16 protein-coding genes are annotated in these 21591 nt (G+C 72.0%); 12 read left to right on the top strand and 4 right to left on the bottom strand.

Going from position 1 to position 21591, the window contains the following annotated elements; translation table 11 throughout:
• Positions 1-153: 153 nt before the first annotated feature.
• From ACIGJO_RS13205 to ACIGJO_RS13230, 6 genes are all read left to right on the top strand, one after another.
• Entirely contained in the window at positions 154-378 is a 225-nt protein-coding gene (locus tag ACIGJO_RS13205; RefSeq protein WP_399956517.1) for an MbtH family protein, read from the top strand.
• Between the two features lie 62 nt (positions 379-440).
• The gene (locus tag ACIGJO_RS13210) at positions 441-7646 is read left to right on the top strand and encodes an amino acid adenylation domain-containing protein (protein ID WP_399956520.1); all 7206 of its coding nucleotides are present in this window, start codon (positions 441-443) and stop codon (positions 7644-7646) included.
• A 53-nt stretch (positions 7647-7699) separates the two neighbouring features.
• A complete protein-coding gene (locus ACIGJO_RS13215) occupies positions 7700-8683 on the top strand; it encodes a TauD/TfdA family dioxygenase (RefSeq protein WP_399956523.1) in 984 nt (327 codons plus the stop codon).
• A gap of 53 nt (positions 8684-8736) precedes the next feature.
• On the top strand, positions 8737-9894 hold the full coding sequence (locus ACIGJO_RS13220) for an acyl-CoA dehydrogenase family protein (protein ID WP_399956526.1): 1158 nt from the start codon (positions 8737-8739) through the stop codon (positions 9892-9894).
• Positions 9891-10814: an LLM class flavin-dependent oxidoreductase gene (locus tag ACIGJO_RS13225; RefSeq protein WP_399956529.1), complete on the top strand. Its 924-nt coding sequence runs from the start codon at positions 9891-9893 to the stop codon at positions 10812-10814. The genes ACIGJO_RS13220 and ACIGJO_RS13225 overlap by 4 nt, the downstream gene beginning before the upstream one ends.
• A 256-nt stretch (positions 10815-11070) precedes the next feature.
• Entirely contained in the window at positions 11071-11859 is a 789-nt protein-coding gene (locus ACIGJO_RS13230) for a BTAD domain-containing putative transcriptional regulator (RefSeq protein WP_399956532.1), read from the top strand.
• Between the two features lie 17 nt (positions 11860-11876).
• On the opposite strand, the gene ACIGJO_RS13235 is transcribed toward ACIGJO_RS13230, so the two are convergent.
• A complete protein-coding gene (locus tag ACIGJO_RS13235) occupies positions 11877-12998 on the bottom strand; it encodes an IS701 family transposase (protein WP_399956535.1) in 1122 nt (373 codons plus the stop codon).
• A gap of 125 nt (positions 12999-13123) precedes the next feature.
• On the bottom strand, positions 13124-14335 hold the full coding sequence (locus ACIGJO_RS13240; RefSeq protein ID WP_399956538.1) for an MFS transporter: 1212 nt from the start codon (positions 14333-14335) through the stop codon (positions 13124-13126).
• Between the two features lie 502 nt (positions 14336-14837).
• Between ACIGJO_RS13240 and ACIGJO_RS13245 the strand changes: the two genes are divergently transcribed.
• The 6 genes from ACIGJO_RS13245 (at position 14838) to ACIGJO_RS13270 (ending at position 19699) form a co-directional block, all read left to right on the top strand.
• Positions 14838-14972 (top strand): lasso RiPP family leader peptide-containing protein, encoded by a 135-nt coding sequence (locus ACIGJO_RS13245; protein WP_399956541.1) that lies wholly within the window; start codon positions 14838-14840, stop codon positions 14970-14972.
• 9 nt (positions 14973-14981) lie between these two features.
• A complete protein-coding gene (locus ACIGJO_RS13250; protein WP_399956544.1) occupies positions 14982-16820 on the top strand; it encodes a lasso peptide isopeptide bond-forming cyclase in 1839 nt (612 codons plus the stop codon).
• Positions 16798-17061: a lasso peptide biosynthesis PqqD family chaperone gene (locus ACIGJO_RS13255; protein WP_399956547.1), complete on the top strand. Its 264-nt coding sequence runs from the start codon at positions 16798-16800 to the stop codon at positions 17059-17061. Before ACIGJO_RS13250 ends, ACIGJO_RS13255 begins: the two co-directional genes overlap by 23 nt.
• The gene (locus ACIGJO_RS13260) at positions 17058-17480 is read left to right on the top strand and encodes a lasso peptide biosynthesis B2 protein (RefSeq protein WP_399956550.1); all 423 of its coding nucleotides are present in this window, start codon (positions 17058-17060) and stop codon (positions 17478-17480) included. The genes ACIGJO_RS13255 and ACIGJO_RS13260 overlap by 4 nt, the downstream gene beginning before the upstream one ends.
• A gap of 251 nt (positions 17481-17731) precedes the next feature.
• Positions 17732-18727: an ArsR/SmtB family transcription factor gene (locus ACIGJO_RS13265; RefSeq protein WP_399956553.1), complete on the top strand. Its 996-nt coding sequence runs from the start codon at positions 17732-17734 to the stop codon at positions 18725-18727.
• Positions 18728-19030: 303 nt separating this feature from the next.
• Entirely contained in the window at positions 19031-19699 is a 669-nt protein-coding gene (locus ACIGJO_RS13270) for a hypothetical protein (RefSeq protein WP_399956556.1), read from the top strand.
• Between the two features lie 115 nt (positions 19700-19814).
• Here ACIGJO_RS13270 and ACIGJO_RS13275 read toward each other — a convergent pair whose 3' ends face one another.
• Positions 19815-20453, bottom strand: coding sequence for a GNAT family N-acetyltransferase (locus ACIGJO_RS13275; RefSeq protein WP_399956559.1), 639 nt, complete (start codon positions 20451-20453; stop codon positions 19815-19817).
• A 164-nt stretch (positions 20454-20617) separates the two neighbouring features.
• The gene (locus ACIGJO_RS13280) at positions 20618-21541 is read right to left on the bottom strand and encodes a hypothetical protein (protein WP_399956562.1); all 924 of its coding nucleotides are present in this window, start codon (positions 21539-21541) and stop codon (positions 20618-20620) included.
• Positions 21542-21591: the final 50 nt, after the last annotated feature.

Here is a 21591-nt window from a genome sequence, read left to right on the forward strand (position 1 = left end):
GACTTTGCCGGGGGTTCTTGCTCCGCGCCGCGGCGGCCGTCTATTGATGATCTTCCAGGGCCGGACACCCTCGGGCCGGGCGCCGCCCGCGCCGCTGCCTCTCCTCCCGGGGCCGCTGCCCGCTCCCCACTCCCTCGAAGAAGAGGACGCGCCATGCCGAACGGTGCCGACGCCGCGTACAAGGTTGTGGTCAACCATGAGGAGCAGTACTCGATCTGGCCGGCCGACCGTGCGACCCCGGCCGGCTGGAGCGAGGCCGGGGTCGAGGGCGGCAGGGCGGAGTGTCTCGACCACATCAACCGGGTCTGGACCGACATCACGCCGCTCAGCGTCCGCAGAGCCCTGGCCGAGCGGGACGTGAGCAGCCCGACGCCGTAGCCACGGCGGCCCCGTCCGCCGCAGCCACAGCTACGCGCCCCGGTCACACGTTCGGAGGGTCCATGTCAGTCGAGCACTCTTCGCAGCTCTCCGCCGCCCAGGCCGAGCTGCTCGCCCGCCGTCTGCGCGGCGCGGCTCCCGCCCGCACGGACCGGTCGACGGCCCTGGTCCGGGGGCACGTCGGTGACCGCACCCCCCTGTCCTTCGCCCAGCAACGCCTGTGGTTCATCGAGCAGTTGCACCCCGGCTCGATCGCCTACATCACCGCGGACACCGTGTACCGCGTCAGGGGCCCGCTCGACGTCCCCGCCCTGCGCCGGGCTCTCCACCTGGTGGTCACGCGTCACACCCCCCTGCGCTCTCACTTCGCCGACGACGGGGGCGATCCCCACGCGGTCGCCGGACCGGCCGACCGCGTCACCCTGCCGGTGACCGACCTCAGCGACCGCCGCGCCCCCGAGGAAGCCGCCGACGACATCATCGCCGCGGAGGTGCGCACCCCCTTCGACCTGGGCACCGGGCCGCTCCTGCGCGCGCGCCTGCTGCGCCTCGGCGACGACGACCATGTGCTCGTCGCGGTCATCCACCACATCGCCTTCGACGGCTGGTCCACCGCCGTCTTCGAGCGTGACCTGGACCTGGCCTACCGCGCCGCCCGCTCCGGTGCCGATCCGGCCTGGACCGAACTGCCTGTCGAGTACGGCGATTACGCGGCCTGGCAGCAACGCCGTCTGACGCCGGAGCGCCTGGCCCCGCACCTCGACCACTGGCGCACCGCCCTCCGGGGCGCCCCCACCACCTTGGAGCTGCCCACCGACCGGCCGCGCCCGGCGACCCCCGGATACCACGGGGCCAGGGTCGGCTTCACCGTCCCCGAGGACGCCGCGGAGCGGCTGCGCGTTCTGTCCCGCGCCCACGGTGCGACGCTGTTCATGACCACGCTGGCCGCGTACCAGGTCCTGCTCTCCCGCTACGCCCACAGCGTCGACTTCCTCGTCGGCTGTCCGTCGGCGGGCCGTACACAGGCCGAACTGGAGGACATGGTCGGCTTCTTCGTCAACACCCTCCCCCTGCGGGCGGACCTCACCGACAACCCCACGTTCGCGCACCTCGTCGACCGGACCAGGGGCACGGTCCTCGACGCGTTCGCGCACCAGGACGTGCCCTTCCAGCACCTCATCGAGGAGCTCGCGCCGCCCCGCGAAGTCAGTCACAACCCTGTCGTCCAGACCTGGTTCGACCTCTCGGAGGCCCCCGCCACGGCCACGCTCGCCGACACCGTCGTCGAGCGCGTGCGGCCCCGGCACACCTCCACCAACTTCGACCTGGCGCTGCATCTGACCGACCCGGGATCGGGGCCGCTCCAGGGCGAACTGGTCTATGCGACCGACCTCTTCGACGAGTCCACGGTGCGCGGCTTCGCCCGCCACTACGCGCATCTGCTGGGCGAGGCCGCACTCGGCCCGGACCGCCCGGTGGCGGATCTGCCGATCGCCGACTCCGGACAGCTCGACGCGACCCTGGCCGCCTGGAACGACACCGACCGCCCGGTGCCCGAAGGCACCGTGACCGACGCCTTCGAACGGCAGGTCCGCCGCGCCCCCCACGCCGTGGCGCTGATCGACGGCGGCCTACGGCTCTCCTACCGCGAGTTGAACGCCCGTGCCAACCGGCTGGCCCACGAGCTGCGCGCCCGCGGCGTACGGACCGACGAACCGGTGGCGCTGCTGCTGCCGCGCGGCGCCGGCTTCGTGACGGCGCTGCTCGGTGTGCTCAAGGCCGGTGCCGGATACCTGCCGCTCGACCCGACGCAGCCCGCGGAGCGCATCGCCCACCTGATCGACGACGCGGGGGCGCGCACCGCCGTCACCGACCGTACGCTCAGCTCACTGCTGCCGCCCGCCACGGTCGCCGTCCCGCTCGGCCACGATGCCCCAGCGGACCGGCCGGACACCGACCCGGAGCCCGCGGCCGGCGCGGACAACCTCTGCTACATGATCTACACCTCCGGCTCCACCGGGCGGCCCAAGGGCGTCGCCATGTCCCACGCGCCGCTGGTCAACCTCATCCAGTGGCAGATCGACCGGACCACCGTCACCGGACATACGCTGCAGTTCTCCGCACTTCACTTCGACGCCTCGTTCCAGGAGCTGTTCACCACTCTCCTCACCGGCCGCGCCCTCGTGCTGATCAGCGAGGAGGAGCGCCGCGACCCGCGGCGGGTGCTCGCCGCCATCCGCGCGCACGACGTCCGGCGGCTGTTCTGCCCGCCGATGGTCCTCGAACAACTCGCCGTCCAGGACGCCGCCGAGGCCGCGGCCCCCCTCCCCCTGCGGGAGATCGTCACGGCCGGCGAACGGCTCGTCCTCACCGCGGAGATCCGTGCCTTCCTGGCCCGGCTGCCGGGCGTCGTACTGGAGAACCAGTGCGGTCCCACCGAGACCCACGCGGTGGTGGCCCACCTGATGACCGGCCCACCGGAGCACTGGCCGACGCACCCGCCCATCGGCACCCCCATCGCCAACACCCGCGTCCACGTCCTGGACGAACGGCTCCGGCCCGTCCCCGTCGGGGTGCCCGGCGAGCTCTACGTCACCAAACCCTGGCCGGCGCGCGGCTACGTGGGCAGCCCCGGTCTCACCGCAGAGCGGTTCCTGCCGTCCCCGTTCGGCGACGGACCCGGGCGGCTGATGTATCGCACGGGCGACCTGGTGCGGTGGCGGCACGACGGCGCCGTGGAGTTCCTCGGCCGCGCCGACGACCAGGTCAAGATCCGCGGCTACCGAGTGGAGCCCGCCGAGGTCGAGGCCGGGCTGCGAGCGCTGCCGCACGTCAGGGAGGCCGCCGTACTCCCGGTCGAGGTCGCACCCGGCGACCGCCGCCTCGTCGCCTATCTCACGACGGACGATCCGGTACCCCCGGCCCCGGCCCGGCTCCGCGGACGGCTGGCCGAGTCGCTGCCCGACTACCTCATCCCCGGCTACTTCGTCACCGTCCCCCGGCTGCCGCTCACCGCGACCGGGAAACTCGACCGCCGAGCGCTGCTGCGCATGGAGCTGCCCGCGCCCGGCCAGGACTCCGACACCGGTTCACGCCCGCCCCGCGGCCCCCAGGAGGAGATTCTCGCGGGCCTGTTCGCCGAGGTCCTCGCCCTGCCACGGGTCGGTGCCGAGGACGGCTTCTTCGACCTCGGGGGGCACTCGCTGCTCGCCACCCGGCTGATCGCCAGGGCCCGCTCCGCTCTCGGCGTCGAACTCGGCATCCGCGACCTCTTCAAGAGCCCGACCGTCGCGGGCCTCGCGGCGCGCCTCTCCCGGGCCTCGGGCTCCCGCACGGCGCTCACGCCGGCGCAGCGCCCCGCCGTGCTGCCGCTGTCCGCGGCGCAGCGGCGTGTGTGGTTCCTCAGCCGGATCGGCCAGGGCTCCGACTACAACCTGCCCTTCGCCCTGCGTCTGCGCGGTCCGCTGGACTCCGGAGCACTGCGGGCCGCGCTCACCGACGTGGTGGCCCGGCACGAGGCACTGCGCACGGTCTTCCCCGAGCACGACGGCGAGCCCCGGCAGCACATCCTGCCGGCCGAGGCGGTACCGGTGACGGTGGAGCCCGTCGACTGCCCTCCGGCCGGCCTCGCGCGCACACTCGCCGCCCTCGGGGCACGGGAGTTCGACCTGGAGACCGAGCCCCCGCTGCGCACCGCCCTGTACCGGACGGGCGCCGACGACCATGTCCTGGCCCTGGTAGCCCATCACATCGCCTCGGACGGCTGGTCGTTGGGCGTGCTCCTGCGCGACCTGTCGGCCGCCTACACCGCGCGGCGTGAGGGACGGGACCCCTCTCTCGCGCCGCTGCTCGTCCAGTACGCGGACTACACCCTGTGGCAGCACACGGTGCTCGGCGACGAGGACGACCCGGACAGCCCGGCCGCCCGGCAACTGGCCTTCTGGCGGGAGTGCCTGGCCGGCGTACCGGCCGAACTGGAACTGCCCTACGACCGGCCGCGGCCCCCGCAGGCGGACAGCTCCGGCGCCACGGTCCCCGTCGAGCTCGACGCCGCGCTCCACGAGCGGCTCCTGCGCCGGGCCGGTGAGCACGGCTGCACCGTCTTCATGGTTCTGCAGGCCGCCCTCGCCACGCTGCTGTCCCGCCTCGGCGCGGGCACCGACATCCCGATCGGCGCGCCGGTGGCCGGGCGCGCCGACGAGGCCCTGGAGGACCTGGTCGGGTTCTTCATCAACACACTGGTGCTGCGCACCGATGTGTCGGGGAACCCCACCTTCGCGCACCTCCTGGACCGGGTGAGGGAGTCGGATCTGTCCGCGTACGACCATGCGGAACTGCCCTTCGAACGTGTGGTGGAGGCCGTCAACCCCGACCGGTCCCTGTCCCGCCATCCCCTCTTCCAGGTGGTCCTCCAGCTGGACGGGAGCGTGGCCGACGGTCTGGAGCTGCCCGGACTCGACTGCGCCGAGGAGCCGGTGGGCTTCGACGTGTCCAAGTTCGACCTGCGGCTCGGCCTCGTGGACCACCGGGACGCCGCCGGCGCACCGGCCGGGATCGATGGTGTCCTCGAGTACGCCACGGCCCTCTTCGACCGCGGCACCGCCGAGACGCTCGCCGCCCGCCTGCACCGCCTCCTGGAACAGGTCGTCGCCGACCCGGACCGCCGGATCGGCTCGCTCGACCTGCTCACCGCCGACGAGCGCCGCGGCCTCGTCGCCGAGGGGAACGACACCGCGGCCGAGGTCCCGGAGAGAACCGTTCCGGAGCTCTTCGAGGAGCACGCCCGGCGAACCCCGTACGCGCCCGCCGTGCACGAGGGCGCCACCACGGTGACGTACGCGGAACTGAACGAGCGCTCCAACCGGTTGGCCCGGCATCTGATGGACCTCGGCGCCGGGCCGGAGACGCTGGTCGCGGTGGCCCTGCCAAGGACACCCGAGCTCGTGGCCGCGCTGCTCGGCGTCCTCAAGGCCGGGGCCGGATATCTGCCCCTGGACCCGGACCAGCCCGCCGAGCGCATCGCCAAGGTCGTCGCGGGCGCGGCACCCGTCCTGGCGGTGACCACCGAGGCGCTGGCGCACCGGCTTCCCGGGCTGCCGCTCTGTGTGCTCGACGCCCCCCGGACCGCCGCGGCCGTCCGGCGGCGCGCCGCGCACGGCCTGACCGCGCGCGAGCGCACGGCGCGGCTGACCCCGCGGAGCGCCGCCTATGTGATCCACACCTCCGGCTCCACGGGTGAGCCCAAGGGCGTGGTGATCGAACACGGCTCGCTCAACCTGTACCTGGCCTGGGCCCGGCAGGCCTATCCGGCCATGGCGGGCCGCGCGCTGCTGCACTCGCCCGTGGCCTTCGACCTCACGGTCACCGGCCTGTGGGGCCCCCTGACCGCGGGCGGCGCCGTGGAGCTGGTGACCCTCGACGACGCCCGCCCCGACGACGTGCGGCAGCCGACCTTTGTCAAGGCCACCCCCTCGCACCTCGCGCTCTTCCAGATCCTGCCCGACACATACGCCCCGACCGGCGAGCTGGTCCTCGGCGGCGAACTCCTGCTCGGCGCCGCCCTCGACGAATGGCGGGCCCGGCACCCCGGTGTGACCGTGGTCAACGAGTACGGGCCGACGGAGACCACGGTGGGCTGCGCCGAGTTCCGTATCGCACCGGGCGATGCGGTGCCCACCGGCGGCGTCACCATCGGTCATCCGATCTGGAACACCCAGTGGTACATCCTCGACGCGGCGCTCTCCCCCGTGCCGGCGGGCGTCGTCGGGGAGCTGCACATCGGCGGCGGGCTCCTGGCGCGCGGCTATCTGAACCAGCCGGACGCGACGGCGGAGAAGTTCCTGCCCGACCCCTACGGCCCGCCCGGCACCCGTATGTACCGGACCGGCGACCTGGTGCGCCGGCACCGGAGCGGCCAGGTGGAGTTCGTCGGCCGGGTCGACGACCAGGTCAAGGTGCGCGGCTTCCGGGTCGAACTCGGCGAGGTCGAAGCGGTGCTCTCGGCACAGCCCGGCGTCGCCTCGGCGGCCGCCACGGTGATCGGCGGCAGCAGTCTGGCGGCGTACCTGGTGCCCGCCGCGGCCGGGCCGATCGACGTGGACGCCGTACGGGCGGGAGCCGTCGGTCTGCTGCCCGAGTACATGCGCCCCTCGTCGTACACCGTGATCGACCGGCTGCCGCTGACCAGGAACGGCAAACTCGACCGCCCGGCGCTGCCCGCACCGGACCTCGGGCAGGCACCGCCGGGCCGCGAGCCGTCGACGGCGCTGGAGAAGGCGCTGTGCACCCTGTTCGCCGAGGTGCTCGGCCTGGAACAGGTCGGCCTGGACGAGGGGTTCTTCGCCCTGGGCGGCCACTCGCTGCTCGCCGCGCGCCTGGTGTCACGGGCGCGGCCGGTGCTCGGCGTGCGCCTGACCATCCAGGATCTGTTCACTGCGCCCACCGTGGCGGCGCTCGCCTCCCGCCTGGAGGGCGGGGAGCGGCAGGACACGCCGGAGTGCCTGCTCGCGCTGCGCACGGGCGACGGGACCACGCCGCTGTTCTGTGTGCACCCCGGGGCCGGAATCGGCTCCGTCTACACGGCACTGCTCGGCGCACTCGACCCGGACCAGCCGGTGTACGCCCTCCAGGCCCGCGCCCTGCGCGACGCGGAGCCGGGCCCGGCGAGCGTCGCGGAAATGGCGGCCGACTACGTCGGGCAGATCCGCGCCGTCCAGGCCACCGGCCCCTATCGCCTGCTCGGCTGGTCCTTCGGCGGGGTGGTCGCCCATGCCATGGCCACGCACCTGCAGGAGCGGGGCGAGGAGGTGGAGCTGCTCGCGATGCTCGACGGCTATCCGGCCGGGCGGGGCGAGGAGGGCCCGCCGGTGCGGGACCCGCTCGCCGAACTCCTCGCCTCGCTGGGCGGGAACGCGGAGAGCACCCCCGGCAGGCCGCTGGAGATCGGCGACCTGGTGCGGCTGACCGGGGTGGGCGAGGGACCGCTGGCCGGCCTCGACGAGGAGACGGTGTCCGCCATGGGGCGGGCCTTCCTGCGGCACGCGGCCCTGGGACGCGGCCACACCCCGACGGTGTTCCGCGGGGACGCGCTGTTCTTCAGCGCTGCGGACGATCAGGAGTCGGGGGACTGGGGCGCCTGGCGGCCCTTCGTCTCGGAGGGCCTTGAGGTCCACCCCGTCGGCTGTCTGCACGGCGACATGATGCACGGCCGGCCGGCGGGTCTGATCGGCGCGATCGTCGCGCGCAGACTCCGAGCACTGCGGACCTGACCCTCCGGGCAACGGAGTTCACCAGTCAATCGAGGTCCCTTGGGGAGGAAACCATGCTGAACACCGCGCAGGCAGGTGCCGCGGATCCCGTCCATACGGTGTCCGCGCCGGATGCGGCGGCGATGAGCCGGGTCGTCCGGCGGCTGATGTCGGCGGCGGACAAGATCGACGACATCGACTGGGTGGACGCGGCCCGCTCCGCCTGGGAGGACCTGCCGGCCGCCTACCGGCGCCGGATACGGGAATTCCGCCGCGACCCCGGACCGGGCGGCGCCCTGATCATGCGTGGGCTCCCGGTGGACGAGGGAACAGCGGGCGACACACCGATGACCGCGGGCTCCGTCCAGCAGACGGCGACGGAGGTGGCCGCGCTGCTGGTGATGACGGCGTGCGGCCTCGGTGACCCGGCCGCGTTCCTGGCGGAGAAGTCCGGCGCCCTGGTGCAGGACGTCGTGCCGGTGCCGGGGCAGGAACAGTTCCAGGGCAACGCCGGTTCGGTGGACCTGATGATGCACAACGAGAACGCCTTCCACCTGCACCGGCCCGACTTCGTGATGCTCCTGTGCTTACGGCCGGACCACGAACGGCGGGCCGGGCTGTCGACGGCCTGCATCCGTGAGGCGCTCCCCCTGCTGTCCGAGCGTACGAGGGAATGCCTGGCACGGCCCGAGTTCACCACTCAGCCGCCGCCGTCGTTCGGCGGGGGCAGCGAGGCCGTGCCCCAGCACGCCGTGCTGACCGGCGACCCCGACGATCCGGATATCCGGGTCGACTTCGCGGCCACCGCCGGTCTGACCGAACAGGGCCGGGCCGCGCTCGGTGAGCTGTCCGCGGTGCTCGCGAGCGTCTCGCGCACCGTGCGCATGTTCTCCGGTGATCTCGCGATCGTCGACAACCGCCTCTGCCTGCACGGCCGCACCGCCTTCCGGCCGCGCTACGACGGCAGGGACCGCTGGGTCCAGCGCACCTTCGCCATGACGGACCTGCGCCGCTCCCGCTCCTACCGGACCGACGACGGCCACGTACTCGTCCGCTAGACCGCCACTGCGCGCCGAGAGCCAGGGGCGACGGCCCGTCAGGAAGGGGCTCCATGCCAAACACCGATCAGAGTCAGCGAGCAACCATGGACTGGTCCACCACATTTCGGCCCCCGCAGCTACCGGATCTGACCGGCCTGCTCGACGCGCTCCGCGGCGAGGCCGGCGACGATGCCGGGGGACGGCCCAGCGACACCGCCCTGGCCGCGCTGCGCGGGAGCGGGCTGCTCCGGCTGCCCGTCCCGGTGGAGTACGGCGGCCTGGGCGCCTCCTGGCGCGACGTGAACGCGGCGATCACGTCGCTGGCCCGGGTCGACGCCTCCATGGGCATCATCCTGTTCCTGCATCACGCGGCCGTCAGCCGGGTCATCGACTGGGGTTCGGAGAAGCAGAAGAAGCGCTGTCTGACGGCGATCACCCGGGACGGGCAGATCTTCGCCTCGTCCTGGAGCGAGCCGGGCGCGGGCGCCGCCAAGCAGCACATCGCCACGACGGCGACCGCGCGCGCGGACGGCGGTTGGGACCTCAGCGGTGCCAAGACGTTCACCACGGGTGCCGGGGTCGCGGACCTCTATCTGATCCTGGCCCGTACCGGCGACTCCGGCCCTGCCACGGGCAGTTACGGCCAGACGAACCAGGGCATCTTCGTCGTCGAGGCGGCCGGGGCCGGCTTCGAGGTCGACGGGGTCCTGGACCTGGCGGGTATGCGACGCTCGGCGACCGGCCTCATCCGGCTCGACGCCTATGCGGCCGGGCCCGGGGACATGCTCGCCCGGTCCGCCGACACCCCGACGGTCATCGGCCATCCCCATGTCCTCGGCCTGACACTCGGGGCTGTCGCGCTCGGTGTCGCCGAGACCGCCCACGACCTGGCCCTGGAGGCCGCCCGGCGGCGCTCCCTCGTGGACAGCCCGCTCTACCGGCATCTCCTCTTCGAGCTCGGCTCCCGGCTCGCGGCCGTCCGGGGCGTGGTCGACGCTGCCACCCGTGCGGACGGCGACCGTACGGTGCCCGCCCTGACCGCCAAGGTGTTCGCCTCGGAGACGGCCGAGACGATCTGCCGGGGCGCGCAGGAGATCGCGGGCAGCGCCGCCTTCTCCCGCACCCATCCGCTGAACCGGCTCGCCCAGGACGCGCGTGCGGTCACCCTGATGGGCCCGCCCAACTATCTCTGCCGCGAACTGGTCACCTCCGGTCTGGGCACTTCGTGACCGGGGGAACCACGACCGGCTCCGGGAACGGGACACCGCGGATCGGTGCGGTTGTCCTGCCGGAGTACACGTGGCAGCGGACACGGGCGATCTGGCAGAGCCTCGACCGGCTCGGCCTCGACCACGCCTGGTCCTTCGACCACCACTCGTGGCGCTCGTTGCGGGACGAGCCGTGGTACGACGCGCTCAGCACGCTCACCGCGGCCGCCGCGGTCACCGACCGGATCCGCCTCGGCACCATGGTGGCCTCGCCCAACTTCCGGCACCCCGCGGTGCTCGCCAAGCACGTGATGACCATGGACGAGATCTCCTCCGGCCGCTTCGTGCTCGGAATCGGGGCCGGCGCCCCCGGGGCCGACGCGCGGCTGCTGGGCACGCCGGATCTGTCACCGTCCCAACGCGCCGACCGGTTCGCGGAGTTCGTGGAACTGTCCGATCTGCTGCTGCGGCATCCGGTCACCACATACCGGGGCGCCTACTTCGACACCGTGGACGCCCGCATGATCCCCGGCTGCGTCCAGCGGCCCCGGGTACCCTTCGCCATCGCGGCGGCCGGGAGGCGGGGCCTGGAGCTCGCGGCCCGGTACGGGCAGTGCTGGGTGACCATCGGCGACGCCCGGCAGCCGGGCAGCCGCACGGAGGAGGAGAGCTGGAAGCTCCTCGCCCTGCAGCACTCCCGGCTGGACGAGGCCTGTGAGCGGGTGGGACGCGCGGTGCCGGACATCGACCGGCTGGTCAATGTCAGCCGGGTGGTCGAGTCACCGTACGCGTCACCGGAACGTTTCCTGGATGTGCTGGGGCGCTGCCGGGAGCTCGGCTTCACCGATGTAGTAGTCAACTATCCCCGTACACAGGGGATATTCGGTGGGAGCCGGGACGCTTTCGAGACGGCCGTCGACGCCGCCCTGGCCTCCAGGTGATCCCCGTCGGGCCGGTGCCCGGCGGGGATCGTCAAGCACCCGGAACAGGCCACTTCCGCCCGGATTCATTGAGTCGCCCCTGAGCGCTGCATACGATGCAGCGCGATGGGGGGAGGCGGAGCAGAGCGACCGTCCGTGTGGGCGAGCCGGACGTCCTCGCCCCTGCGGCTGCAGATGTGATCCGGCTTCATCTCGGGGGGCGTTCGTGCAGGTCAAAGTCTTGGGGCCGCTGTTTCTCGGAGGTGCGGACACAGAAGTGGACTGCGCACCCAGTGCGCCGAAGCCGCGCCAGCTCCTCGCGCTCCTCGCGCTGCACGCCAACGAGGTCGTCTCCACCTCCATGTGCATCGACGAGTTGTGGGCGACCAGCCCACCGCCCAGCGCGGTCACCACGGTCCGTACCTACGCGATGCGGATACGGCGGGCCCTGCACGAGGCCCGCACGGGCCCCGTGCCGACCGGCACGGAACTGCACACCCGCCAGCGCGGCTACCTGCTGACCGTCGCGCGGCCCGAACTCGATCTGTTCCGCTTCATGGACTGTGTCGACGACGCGAAGCGCGCCTTCTCCGACGACAACTGTGAGCGCGGGGCCGCGACACTCAACGAGGCGCTCGGGCTCTGGCAGGGACCGCCACTCGTCGACATCCACGCGGGCCCGATCATCGCGACCCATCTCGCCCGGTTGCGGGAAGTCCGCTTCAACAGCCTGGAACTGCGCATCGAGGCCGAGCTGAAGCTCGGGATGCACAACGAACTGATCGGTGAACTCGTGGGCTTGGCCGAGGAGTTCCCCGTCCACGAGAATCTGCACGCGCAACTGATGGTCGCCCTCTTCCGGTCCGGGCGCCAGGCACAGGCCCTCGCCGTCTTCCGCAAGCTGCACCGCACACTGGCCGAAGAGCTCGGCATCGAGCCGTCCCGGCGGATCAAGCGGCTGCACGAGGCGTTGCTCTCGGCCGACCCCGAGCTCGAACCGCCCCGTTGCCGGTCCGGCGCGCTGGCGCGCACCCTCGATCTGCTCACCGGCGGCCCGGTCGCCTGAGCCGGAAGGGACACGTGTCAGTACCGCGCCGCGCGCTGGGACAGACCATAGGCGTGCGCCGCCGACGCCAGCGTGACGTGATGGTGCCAGCCGCAGAACGACCGGCCCTCGAAGTGCCGCAGTCCGACCGTCTCGCTCAGCTCCTCCAGCTCCCGGGCTGCCTTGGACTGCAGGGACAGGAACTCGAACACCGCGGCGGTCCGGGCGACTTCGACATTGGTGATCCACACCGACTCGGGGCAGCCGCGGTCCGGGGGACACTCCGCGATCACCTTCCGGGCCCGCTGCGGACGTGCGGCGCCGCCCGCGCCGTACGGCGGCGCGCCGGGCGGCAGCGGGGCCGTGACGTAGCGGGGACCGCGGGGCCGGCCGTGGCGCCAGTGCGGTGACGTGCCCCGGCGGCCGACGGACCGGGCCAGACCTTCGGCGCCGGTCACCACCTCACCGGAGTCGAGGCGCGCCAGGGGGGCGGTGGCCGAGGCCCGTACGATGTACTGCAGTCCACGAACCTCCAGACCGCGGATCAACAGGTCCGCCGAGGGGTTCCCCCGCGCTTCCACCACCACCGGCGGCGGTTGCATGCCCCAGGTGACGACCATCTCGTCCAGGGCCTCGAACAGATAGTGCCAGCGCGAACGGTGCCGCTCGCGGCCCGGCACCCTGCTGCGGGAGCGACGCTCCTCGTCGGCGTCCCAGGACGGCGGCAGCAGCAGCCGCCAGTTGACCGGTACGGCACCGTCCGGGCACACCAGCATGACGGTGAGCCCCAGTTGACAGTTGAGCACCCGGCCGGCGGACTGCGAGAACTGCCGGTCGACGCCGACGGAACTCCTGCCGTTCTTCGGCATCACGACTTCCCCGACCACCCAGGCCGTGGGGCGCAGGGCGGTGGCGGTCTCCTGGGCGAGGTTCCGGCGGACCGGTTCCCATGCCCAGGAGCTCTGGTTGACGAACTGCTGCAGACTCTGATCGGCCCGCCGCCCCAGGACCCGCTCGGAGATCCGGCGCACCGATTTCCGGCCGGGAACCTCCACCAGGCCGCGCACGTACACCTCTCCCCAGCGGCGCTGGTCGGCACGGGACATCGATGTGAACAGGAAGGCACAGAACCGGGACAGGTCATCGCTCGAAGTCAGCACCGGTCCAGGCTGCGCGGCGTCGATGGAAGCCGGATGGAAGCGAGGTTGAAGCCACGTGTACCGGCACGGCCGGCGTACGCGGCCGGCGTTGCGCCCGCCACGGCGTGCCGGGGGTGGCGGGAGCGCTACCGCTGGGCGGGGACGGCGTCCTGATCCGGGTCTTCCTTCCGGCCCGCCGTCGTCGCCCTGCGCAGTCCGGGGGCCAGGAGCAGGGTCGTGACCAGCGACGCCGCGGCCGTCACCACGATCCCGGTGGACGGCGACGTGAGCTCGGCCACCGAGCCGGCCAAGGCCGCTCCGACCCCCTGCATGGTGAGCATCCCCGAGCTGTGCAGGCCCAGAGCCTGCCCGCTCAGCTCGTCGGGGGTCAGCGCCATCAGCTGGTTCTGGAGCAGCAGCCCGGCCGCGTACCCGAGCGTGGCGACCGTGACCAGCACCAGGGCGATCGGCAGGCCCGGATGCAGCGCGAACAGCAGATAGGGGGCTGCGAGCAGCACACAGAGCGGGACCGCCAGCCGGTCCCGCCACCGGGCGGGCAGGAAGCGGCCGGCGACGATGTCCCCGACCAGCATTCCCACGGCACCGAAGGCGAAGAGCAGCCCGGCGTCGCTGGGCGAGTACGGGACGTAGAGCGACTCCACCCCCACGATCAGGCCGTTGGGCACCCACAGCGCGAGGTAGACGTACCGACGGGGAACCGAGGACCAGAGCCGTGCGTTGACGCGCCAGGTCTCGGCGACCGACGTCTTTCCGGCGCCCCGGGGCGGCCGCCTGGTGAGCCCACAGCGCGCCACCACGCCGGCCAGCAGATACAGGACGGCGGACAGGAGCAGTGTGCCGCGCGCCGAGAACATCATCACCAGGGCGCCGCCGAGCGCGAATCCGCAGATCTGGATGATCCCGACCGACATGTTGAGGACGGACCGCCCCATCAGGTAGCCGTCCCTGGTCAGGATCTCGTTGAGCAGCCCGTACCGCACCCCGCCGCTGACCGACCCGACGACGCCGAGCCCCAGCAGCACCAGGAACAGCGCCCAGACCGGGAGCCCGGGGATCGCCTGCAGGGCCGTACCCGTGGCGAAGAGCAGACTGAGGCCCGTCATGGCGGCCCGCGGCGGCAGCCGGTCCGCCCCGGACAGCACGGTCGCCGCCCCCACCATATGGGCGAGCGCGGGGGCGAACATCGCCAGCGAGGACAGCAGCGCCGAGCCGGTCTGCTGGTACACCAGGATGCCGAGGGCCAGTCCGCTCACCGTCTGAGCCGCGGTCTGCCCGGCGGAGGCGAGGAAGAGCGGGGTGAACTCCTTGGTAACGAAGAGTTCCCGATAAGTACGCATGGCGGCGATTCTCTCCGGCATCATCCACGGATCGCCAGATTTTCGCGGGGAGGCGAAACCAATGAGCCTCCCCGGCCGGGCGCCCGCGCGGCTCCCATGGGTGCGCACCGGTGACTCCGCACCCACCTCGTTTGCCCACGGGCCCGCCCGCTCCGCGTCGGCTCTTCGCCGCACCGCCGCGACAATCCGCCACGAGTTCCGTACAAGGAAACGAAGTCCCGGTTTTCGGTGCGACGGGCGATACCGTGCGCACTCCGCACGGACGACAAATCGCCAGGCCCCAGAAGCCCGGATCTGGCCGATTCCCCCGCGCCGTCACCAGGATGCGAATATCCACGTGCTGGTCACGATAGGGAAGGGGCATCTTCCTTCCTGACCTGAAGCAGAGATGAGCGACGTGATCAACTGACCGGAAAAACGGTGTTCCTTATCGTCCAGTTCTATAGATTGACGTGAAAGCGTATTCACGCTCCGAGTGCGCCCGTATAACAGGAGGCATGTGATGGAGAATACGGAAGAAAAGGTCATCGCGGACCTGTATGAGCCCCCGGCCCTCGTGGAGGTCGGCGAGTTCTCCGAGGACACGCTGGGCTTCGGGTTCCGCTACCCCGACGCCGCCGGCCAGCTTTTCTCCTGAGGCCGGTCGATGACGGTTCGCACTGGGTTCGTCGTTCTGCCGGATGTGCCCGCGGCACAGATTTCCGGTGTCTCGGTTCCGTTCGAGGCGCCGCAGGTGCTGGCACATCCGTCCGGGCGGCCATGGCTCATCGGCCATTGGTCACCTGACGAGATGCTCGTGGCAAACGTCGGCCCAGTGCATGTCGTGGTGATCGGGTTCTGCCCGGTCACCACGGCCCGTCTGGTCGAAATGACCGGGCGAACAGGAGATTTGTCAGACATCGACACTCTGGCCCGGGCGCTGCCGGGGAGTTTTCACCTCGTCGCCGCATCCCGGGGACGTGTACGGGTCCAAGGAAGCGTCACCGGTCTGCGGCGCGTGTTTCACGCGAAGCTCGGCGGGCTGCCGGTTGCCTCCGATTCCGCGGTGACCCTGGCCGCGATGAAGGATGCCCGGGTCGACGAGCAGGCTCTTGCCGTCCGCGTGGCCTGCGGTGGTCTGCTGCCGCCGCCACTGGGGGAACAGAGCATGTGGGAGGGCGTCACGACACTGCCCCCGGACCATGCCCTGATCATGGAACCCGACGGCATCCGTGAAATCCGCTGGTGGCGACCACCGGTTCCGGAGCAGTCGCTCGAGCAGGGCTCCGAAGCGGTCCGAGACGCGTTGATGACGGCAACCGTGCCTCGGCGTCCCGTCAGTGGCCGGCTGAGCGCGGATCTGTCCGGCGGGATGGACTCGACGTCGCTGTGCTTTCTGGCGTCCAGGGACACCCCGGACCTGATCACCTTTCGCTGGGGTGAGGCCGACCCGGGCAACGACGATGCCTTCTTCGCCACTCATGCCGCACAGTCCCTGCCGCAGGCGCAGCATCTGATCGCGCCGCAGAGCCGGCTGCCGGATGTCTTCGCCGATCCGGACACGCCGGCCGACACCGAGCAGCCGTACCTCTTCACGCGCACTGCCGCCAGGATGCGCTACACGGCCGGTCTGCTGGCCGAGCACGGATCGCGGTTGCACCTTGCCGGACATGGCGGCGACGAGCTCTTCTTCAAGTTTCCCGGCTATGTGCACGGGCTGCTGAGGCGAAGGCCACGGACCGGGCTTCGGCATGTGCGCGCCCACTACGCCCTGAGCCGTTGGCCTCTTGGCGCCACGGTCGCCCAACTGGCCGACAGGGGCGATGTCTCGTCGTGGTGGCGGGCCCAGGCGGACAGCCTTCTGGCGCCACCGCCATCACCGAGATATCCCTCTCTGAGTTGGGGTTTCACGCCCTTGCGCGCCGCCGAATGGGTAACCGAGGACACCTCGGCCGCCGCACGTGAGGAATTGCGCCGCACAGCGGAGAGCGTTCGCCCGCTGGCGCCGGACCGGGGCCAGCATCAGTTCCTCCTCGCACTGCGCACCACCGGGGCCGCATACCGGCAGTTGGCGCACCTTTTCTCCGAGGCCCATGTCTCCTTGCACATGCCCTATTTGGACGATCGTGTCGTAGAAGCGGCTCTGGCCGTCCGTCTTCATGAACGAGCCATGCCGTGGCGTTACAAACCGCTGCTGGCCGACGCCATGCGTGGGATCGTGCCCGATGCGGTGCTGGACCGCTCGACGAAAGGCGAGTTCAGCAGGGACCTGTACACCGGCTGGCGGCGAAATCTTCCTGCGATTCTGGAGACCTTCTCCGACTCGGCCTTGGCCGCCCATGGCCTGATCGACACGGATGTACTGCGGACGAAATTGCTGGCACCCCAGGCCGACGGCACGATGTATATAGCCATCGAGCACCTCCTTGGCTGTGAGACCTGGTTCCGGTCCACCCGACGACGCATCAACCTGAGGAGGATCGATGGCCTTGCGCCTACATCCTGATGTAGCGACCACCGACACGGATGACGGTGTTGTCCTGCTCCATCAGCGAACCGGGCGGTACTGGCAGCTCAACTCCTCAGGGGCGTACGTCCTGCGCAGCCTGTTGGAGGGAAGCAGCGTCGACCAGGTCGTCTCCGCCCTGTCCACCCAGTACAGGATCGAAGAGGATCAGGCACGTCGTGACATAGCCCGGCTCTCCGAGCAGTTGAGTTCGGCCCGCCTGCTGGAGACGGGTCCATGAGCATCCCCGTAGCTCTGTCGCGGCGCCCGCGCCTGCCGCTGCACCGGCGCCTTTGGCCACTGCTCATCGTCGCCGTTTCCAGGCTGCTGGCCAGGTTGCGCCCGGCCCGTCTTCGATGGGTTCTGGAACACGCGCGCCTCGGTGCCAGGCCCGCCACGGCCGAACAGGCGACGAAGGCGCGCCGGGACGTGGTGGCTGTGAGCATGCGCTGCGCAGGGCAGGCGTGCCTCCAGCGCTCCATCGCCACCGCTCTGCTCTGTCGCAGCAAGGGCGCGTGGCCGACCTGGTGCACCGGTGTGCGTACCAATCCCTTCGCCGCCCACGCGTGGGTGGAAGCGGAGGGGGAACCGATCGGTGAACCCCACCCCGCCGGTCACTACCGGCCGCTGCTCACCGTCCCGCCGGCGGACAGCCGATGAGTCCCGAAGGCCACCCACCGGCCCGGGAGGACCAGTTGGCCTCGGTCCTCCGCCGGCCGGCCGGTGGTGACCGTCCCGACCGGGTGCCGGCCATGTACCGGGGGCCGGCCATGTCCTGCCTGCCGGAGGGGCGGACGCGAGGAGAAGCGGAGTGAACTCCGCGGTGCGGCAGATTTCTTGATCCATCAGCACGCGGGAAGTCGTCCCGCGCGGTCCGGCGCGGCGTTATTGTTTCGCCGGGAGGCCGAAGCATGAGCTGGTGGCAGGTCAGCGCCGACACACTGGCCACGAGCCGGTTCGTCACGTCTCCGCTCGCCGAGACCACGGCCTGCCTCAAGATCCTGCACCGGGGCGCGGCGGCGCACGGCGGCGAGCGTGACTGGCTCGGTGCCCATCTGCCGCGCTACCGGGAGCGGCTGGCGCGGGACGCGACCACGGCGTCGCTGGTACGTGCCGCGCTCGGGCGCAGCTGGAATGCCACGTTCCTCACGCCGACACCCGCCGACGAGGGCGACCGCACGTTCGCCGAGGAAGTCGAACAAGTCCGCCGGACCCCCGCGGCCACCGCCCGCGCCGATCTGCGCGAGTCGCTGTCCGGCCCGCTGCCCGCTCCCCTCGACCACAGCGACGACCTCGCGGAGCGCGCGGCCGACCTGCTCGCATGGGTATGGACCGAGACGGTGCTGCCCTCGTGGCCGGCGCGCAAGCACATCATCGAGGCCGATGTCGTGGCCCGCACGGCCCGGCTGGGGCAGGGCGGCTGGGCCGCGGCCCTCGCCGGCATGCGTCCGGGCATGCGCTGGCTCGGACAGAACCGGCTGCAGATCACCACCTGTGACAGCCCATCGCTCGAAGTCTCCGGCGCACAGCTGATGTTCGTCCCCGTCACCCCGAGTCAGAGCTGGGTCTGCTGGAACACGCCGACCGTGCCCGCCGACCGCACGGTGCGCCGGTGCGCCGTGGTCTACCCGTGCGCCGGCGCTCTGGCCGGGGCCGGCCGCGCCCCTGTTCCCGAGTCCCTGGGTGCGCTGCTCGGCACCGGGCGTGCTGCCGTCCTCATGCTGCTCGACACCCCGAAGAGCACCACGCAGCTGGTTGCCCTGACCGGCCAGGGCCTGGGCTCGGTGGGACGGCACCTCAAGATCCTGCTTGAGGCCCGCCTGATCCAGCGCAGACGCGCGGGCCGGTCGGTCCTCTACTCCCGCTCGGCCACGGGCACGACCCTGGTGGACGCCCAGTCCGGCTGAGCCGACGGGCCCGTCCGGCATACGCCACGCCGAGTCGCGCGCACCGGCCCGCGAGACCGGGCGGACGCTCCGGCCCCCTCGGCTCCCCCTGTGACGCCCGCCCCTCCGGCACGGAGACGAGGTGCCCGGTGAGGACCGCCGCCGGCGGGCGAGCCGGTCCCGGGGGCAGCCCCCTCCCGCGTTATTCTCCGAAACCATGGCCTCGTATGTGACGGATGACTTTTGGAGAAGGAATGCCCGTACGCGTCCCGGGACCGGTCACAGTGACCGCCGGAAGCCGGAGCGGCGCACCGCGGCAGGATCATGAGCCGGGCATTCGCGTCCGATGAGCGCGCCGCGCGGGCGATCGACGCGACGCGATTGCCCGCGGACGTCATGGCCCGTATCGACGCCCTCGCCCCCGGGGAGGACCTGGTGATCACCCGGGGCGGCGAACCGGTCGCGAGGATCTCCGGCGTCCCCGGCGCCGTCGTCATCGGCACCGTCGTGGATCCGGTCACGCCGAGCGCGGCCGACGAGGAGCCGTCGCCCGCCGGTAAAGGCGTCACGGTGGTCGTGACGGCGATGAAGCTGTCGGATTCGGCCCGCGCCTCGCTCTCCGAGCGACTCGGCGCGGACTACCTCGTGCTCGACATCCACGCCGCGCCCGTATCGGCCGATGTCCTGCTGGTGCCGCCGGTCAGCCCGCAGCTGATCGGGAGCCTGCGGTCGGCGTTCCCCGGGGCCCGGGTCGTCGTCGCCGAGATCGAGGACGACGAACTCGGAGTCAGCTATCAGGGCCCCGTCCGGCGCCTGCTCGACGCAGGCGCCGAGGCATACCTGCCTCCGGCGACCGTGCCCCACCTGGCACAGCTGCTCGACCGGACCCTCACCCGCCGAAACCGCCCCCTCGGCGGCTTCCCCGCACCGGAGATCGAATCCCCCACGCCGGAGATCGAACCGTGTCGTGGGACACCGGATTCCCCGCGGTGACCGGTCCGACGATCGCGCAGGACGGGCAGAGCGCCCGACCGCTGAGCAGCGTCACCTCATCACACCATGAGGGGACCGCCGGGCGCGGCGCCCGGGAGTCGGCCTCGCGGGCCGCTCACACGACCGGCAGCACCAGTTCGGGCCGGTCCCACATCACCGCGGGCGGGTTGGCGGTCAGGGTTCCGACACGCTCGGCTCCGACGCTGCGGTAGAAGCCCTCGGACGGCGGGTGCGAGACGATACGCACCCGGCTCAGCCCGGCCCGCCGCGCCTCGTCGCGCAGATGACCGACGAGCAGACGCCCGATGCCGAGCCCCTGGGCGTCGTCGGCGACGAACATCAGGTCGAGTTCGGGAGGCGACAGGATCAGCGAGTAGAAGCCGAGTACCCGGCCGGTCCCGGTGCCAGCCCCGGCACCCGTACCGGCGGCCGCGCCCTTGTCCGTGCCGACACCCGGTCCGGTACCGGCGCCCGGTCCCGTACCGACGCCCGGTCCCGTACCGACGCCCGGTCCCGTACCGACGCCCGGTGCCGTGGCGGCTCCCGCGCCCGCGGTGGCCACGAACACCTGGTGTGCCTCGATGTAGTCCGGCCCGACCCGGTAGCCCGCGATCATCGGCGCGTAGGGGCCTTCGTAGGCACGCGAGGTCCTGACCAGACGGGTGAGCCGTTTGGCGTCGCCCGCCGTCGCCCGCCTGATCACCACGTCGTCGCGGTGCGTACCGCCCCCGGGGAACGTAATGCCTGAAGTCATACACGGAGTATTACTCATCGACCGGGCGGGGACTGCCGGGCAAGGCTGCCGGGCGGCACTCGCACGCCGCGTGAGCGCCACCCCCGTCGGACGCGGGCCGACCGGCGGCCCCTCGGGCGGCATCAGGATCACCCCTCCTCCCCGGAGCGCACCGCCCCGCCGGGTCAGGAACCGGCGTGACCGGCGTGAACGGTGAACGCCACGGTGCGGACCTTTCCTTCGTGCCGGAAGTCCAGGAACAACCGGTAGGTGCCGCTGCTGGGCGCGGTGGCCGTGAAGGACACCTCCGGACCGGGGCCGCCCTCGTTCGGGTGAACGTGCAGATAGGCGAGGTCGCCCGAGCGCAGGGCGACAAGGTGCCCGTACGCCCCGAGGTAGGGCTGGAGGTCGGTGACCGGGCGGCCGCCCCTGCTCACGGTGAGCTTGAGCTCGCCCGGCTTCCCGGCGGGCAGGGTGCCGTCGAGGGTGACCTCGTACCCGTCGGCCGCGGCGGTGTCGCGGACCGGCGGCAGGGGCTGCGGGCGGGCGTCGCCCGCGACGGCCAGGTCCGCCCCGAGCGTGAGGCCGGTGGCGCCCTTGCCCGCCGGGGTGAAGTCGGCGAAGGCGCGGTACCCGCCGGCGTCCGGCAGCCTGACGACGGTGGACCAGGTGCCGTCCGCCGCGCGCACGGGGTGCACATGGCGGTATTCGGTCAGGTCGCGCGAGGCGATGATGAAGTGCAGTTCCTTGGTGTGCTCGCGCTGGAACGCGGTGACCTTGCGGCCGTGCTCGTCCTTGATCGCGAAGCGGATCTCGCTCCGGACCCCGGCGGCCAGGGTGGGGGTGTCGAGGTCCAGGGTGTAGCCGCCCTCGGACACCTGCAGCCCGCCGGCCGCCCCCCGGTCCGCGCCCTCCCCGCCTTCGGCCGCCCCCGCCGCTTCCTCCTGGTGTCCGCCGTGCCCGTCCGGCTGCTGCGCGGCACGGCCGGGCGCGGCATGACCGGGCGCGGCCTCGAACACCGGGTCGACACCCCGGCCCACGCCGTAGGCGGTACCGAACGTCGCGGCGAGCGCGGCGGCGAAGGCGGTGATCCTCAGTCCGGTGTTCATGACGGTCTCCCTGTGGCCGACGGATGTCGATGACGGGCACGGTCGATGGC

It is taken from the genome of Streptomyces sp. NPDC079020 (genome assembly GCF_044542225.1).
In the GTDB taxonomy this organism is placed as follows: Bacteria; Actinomycetota; Actinomycetes; order Streptomycetales; family Streptomycetaceae; genus Streptomyces.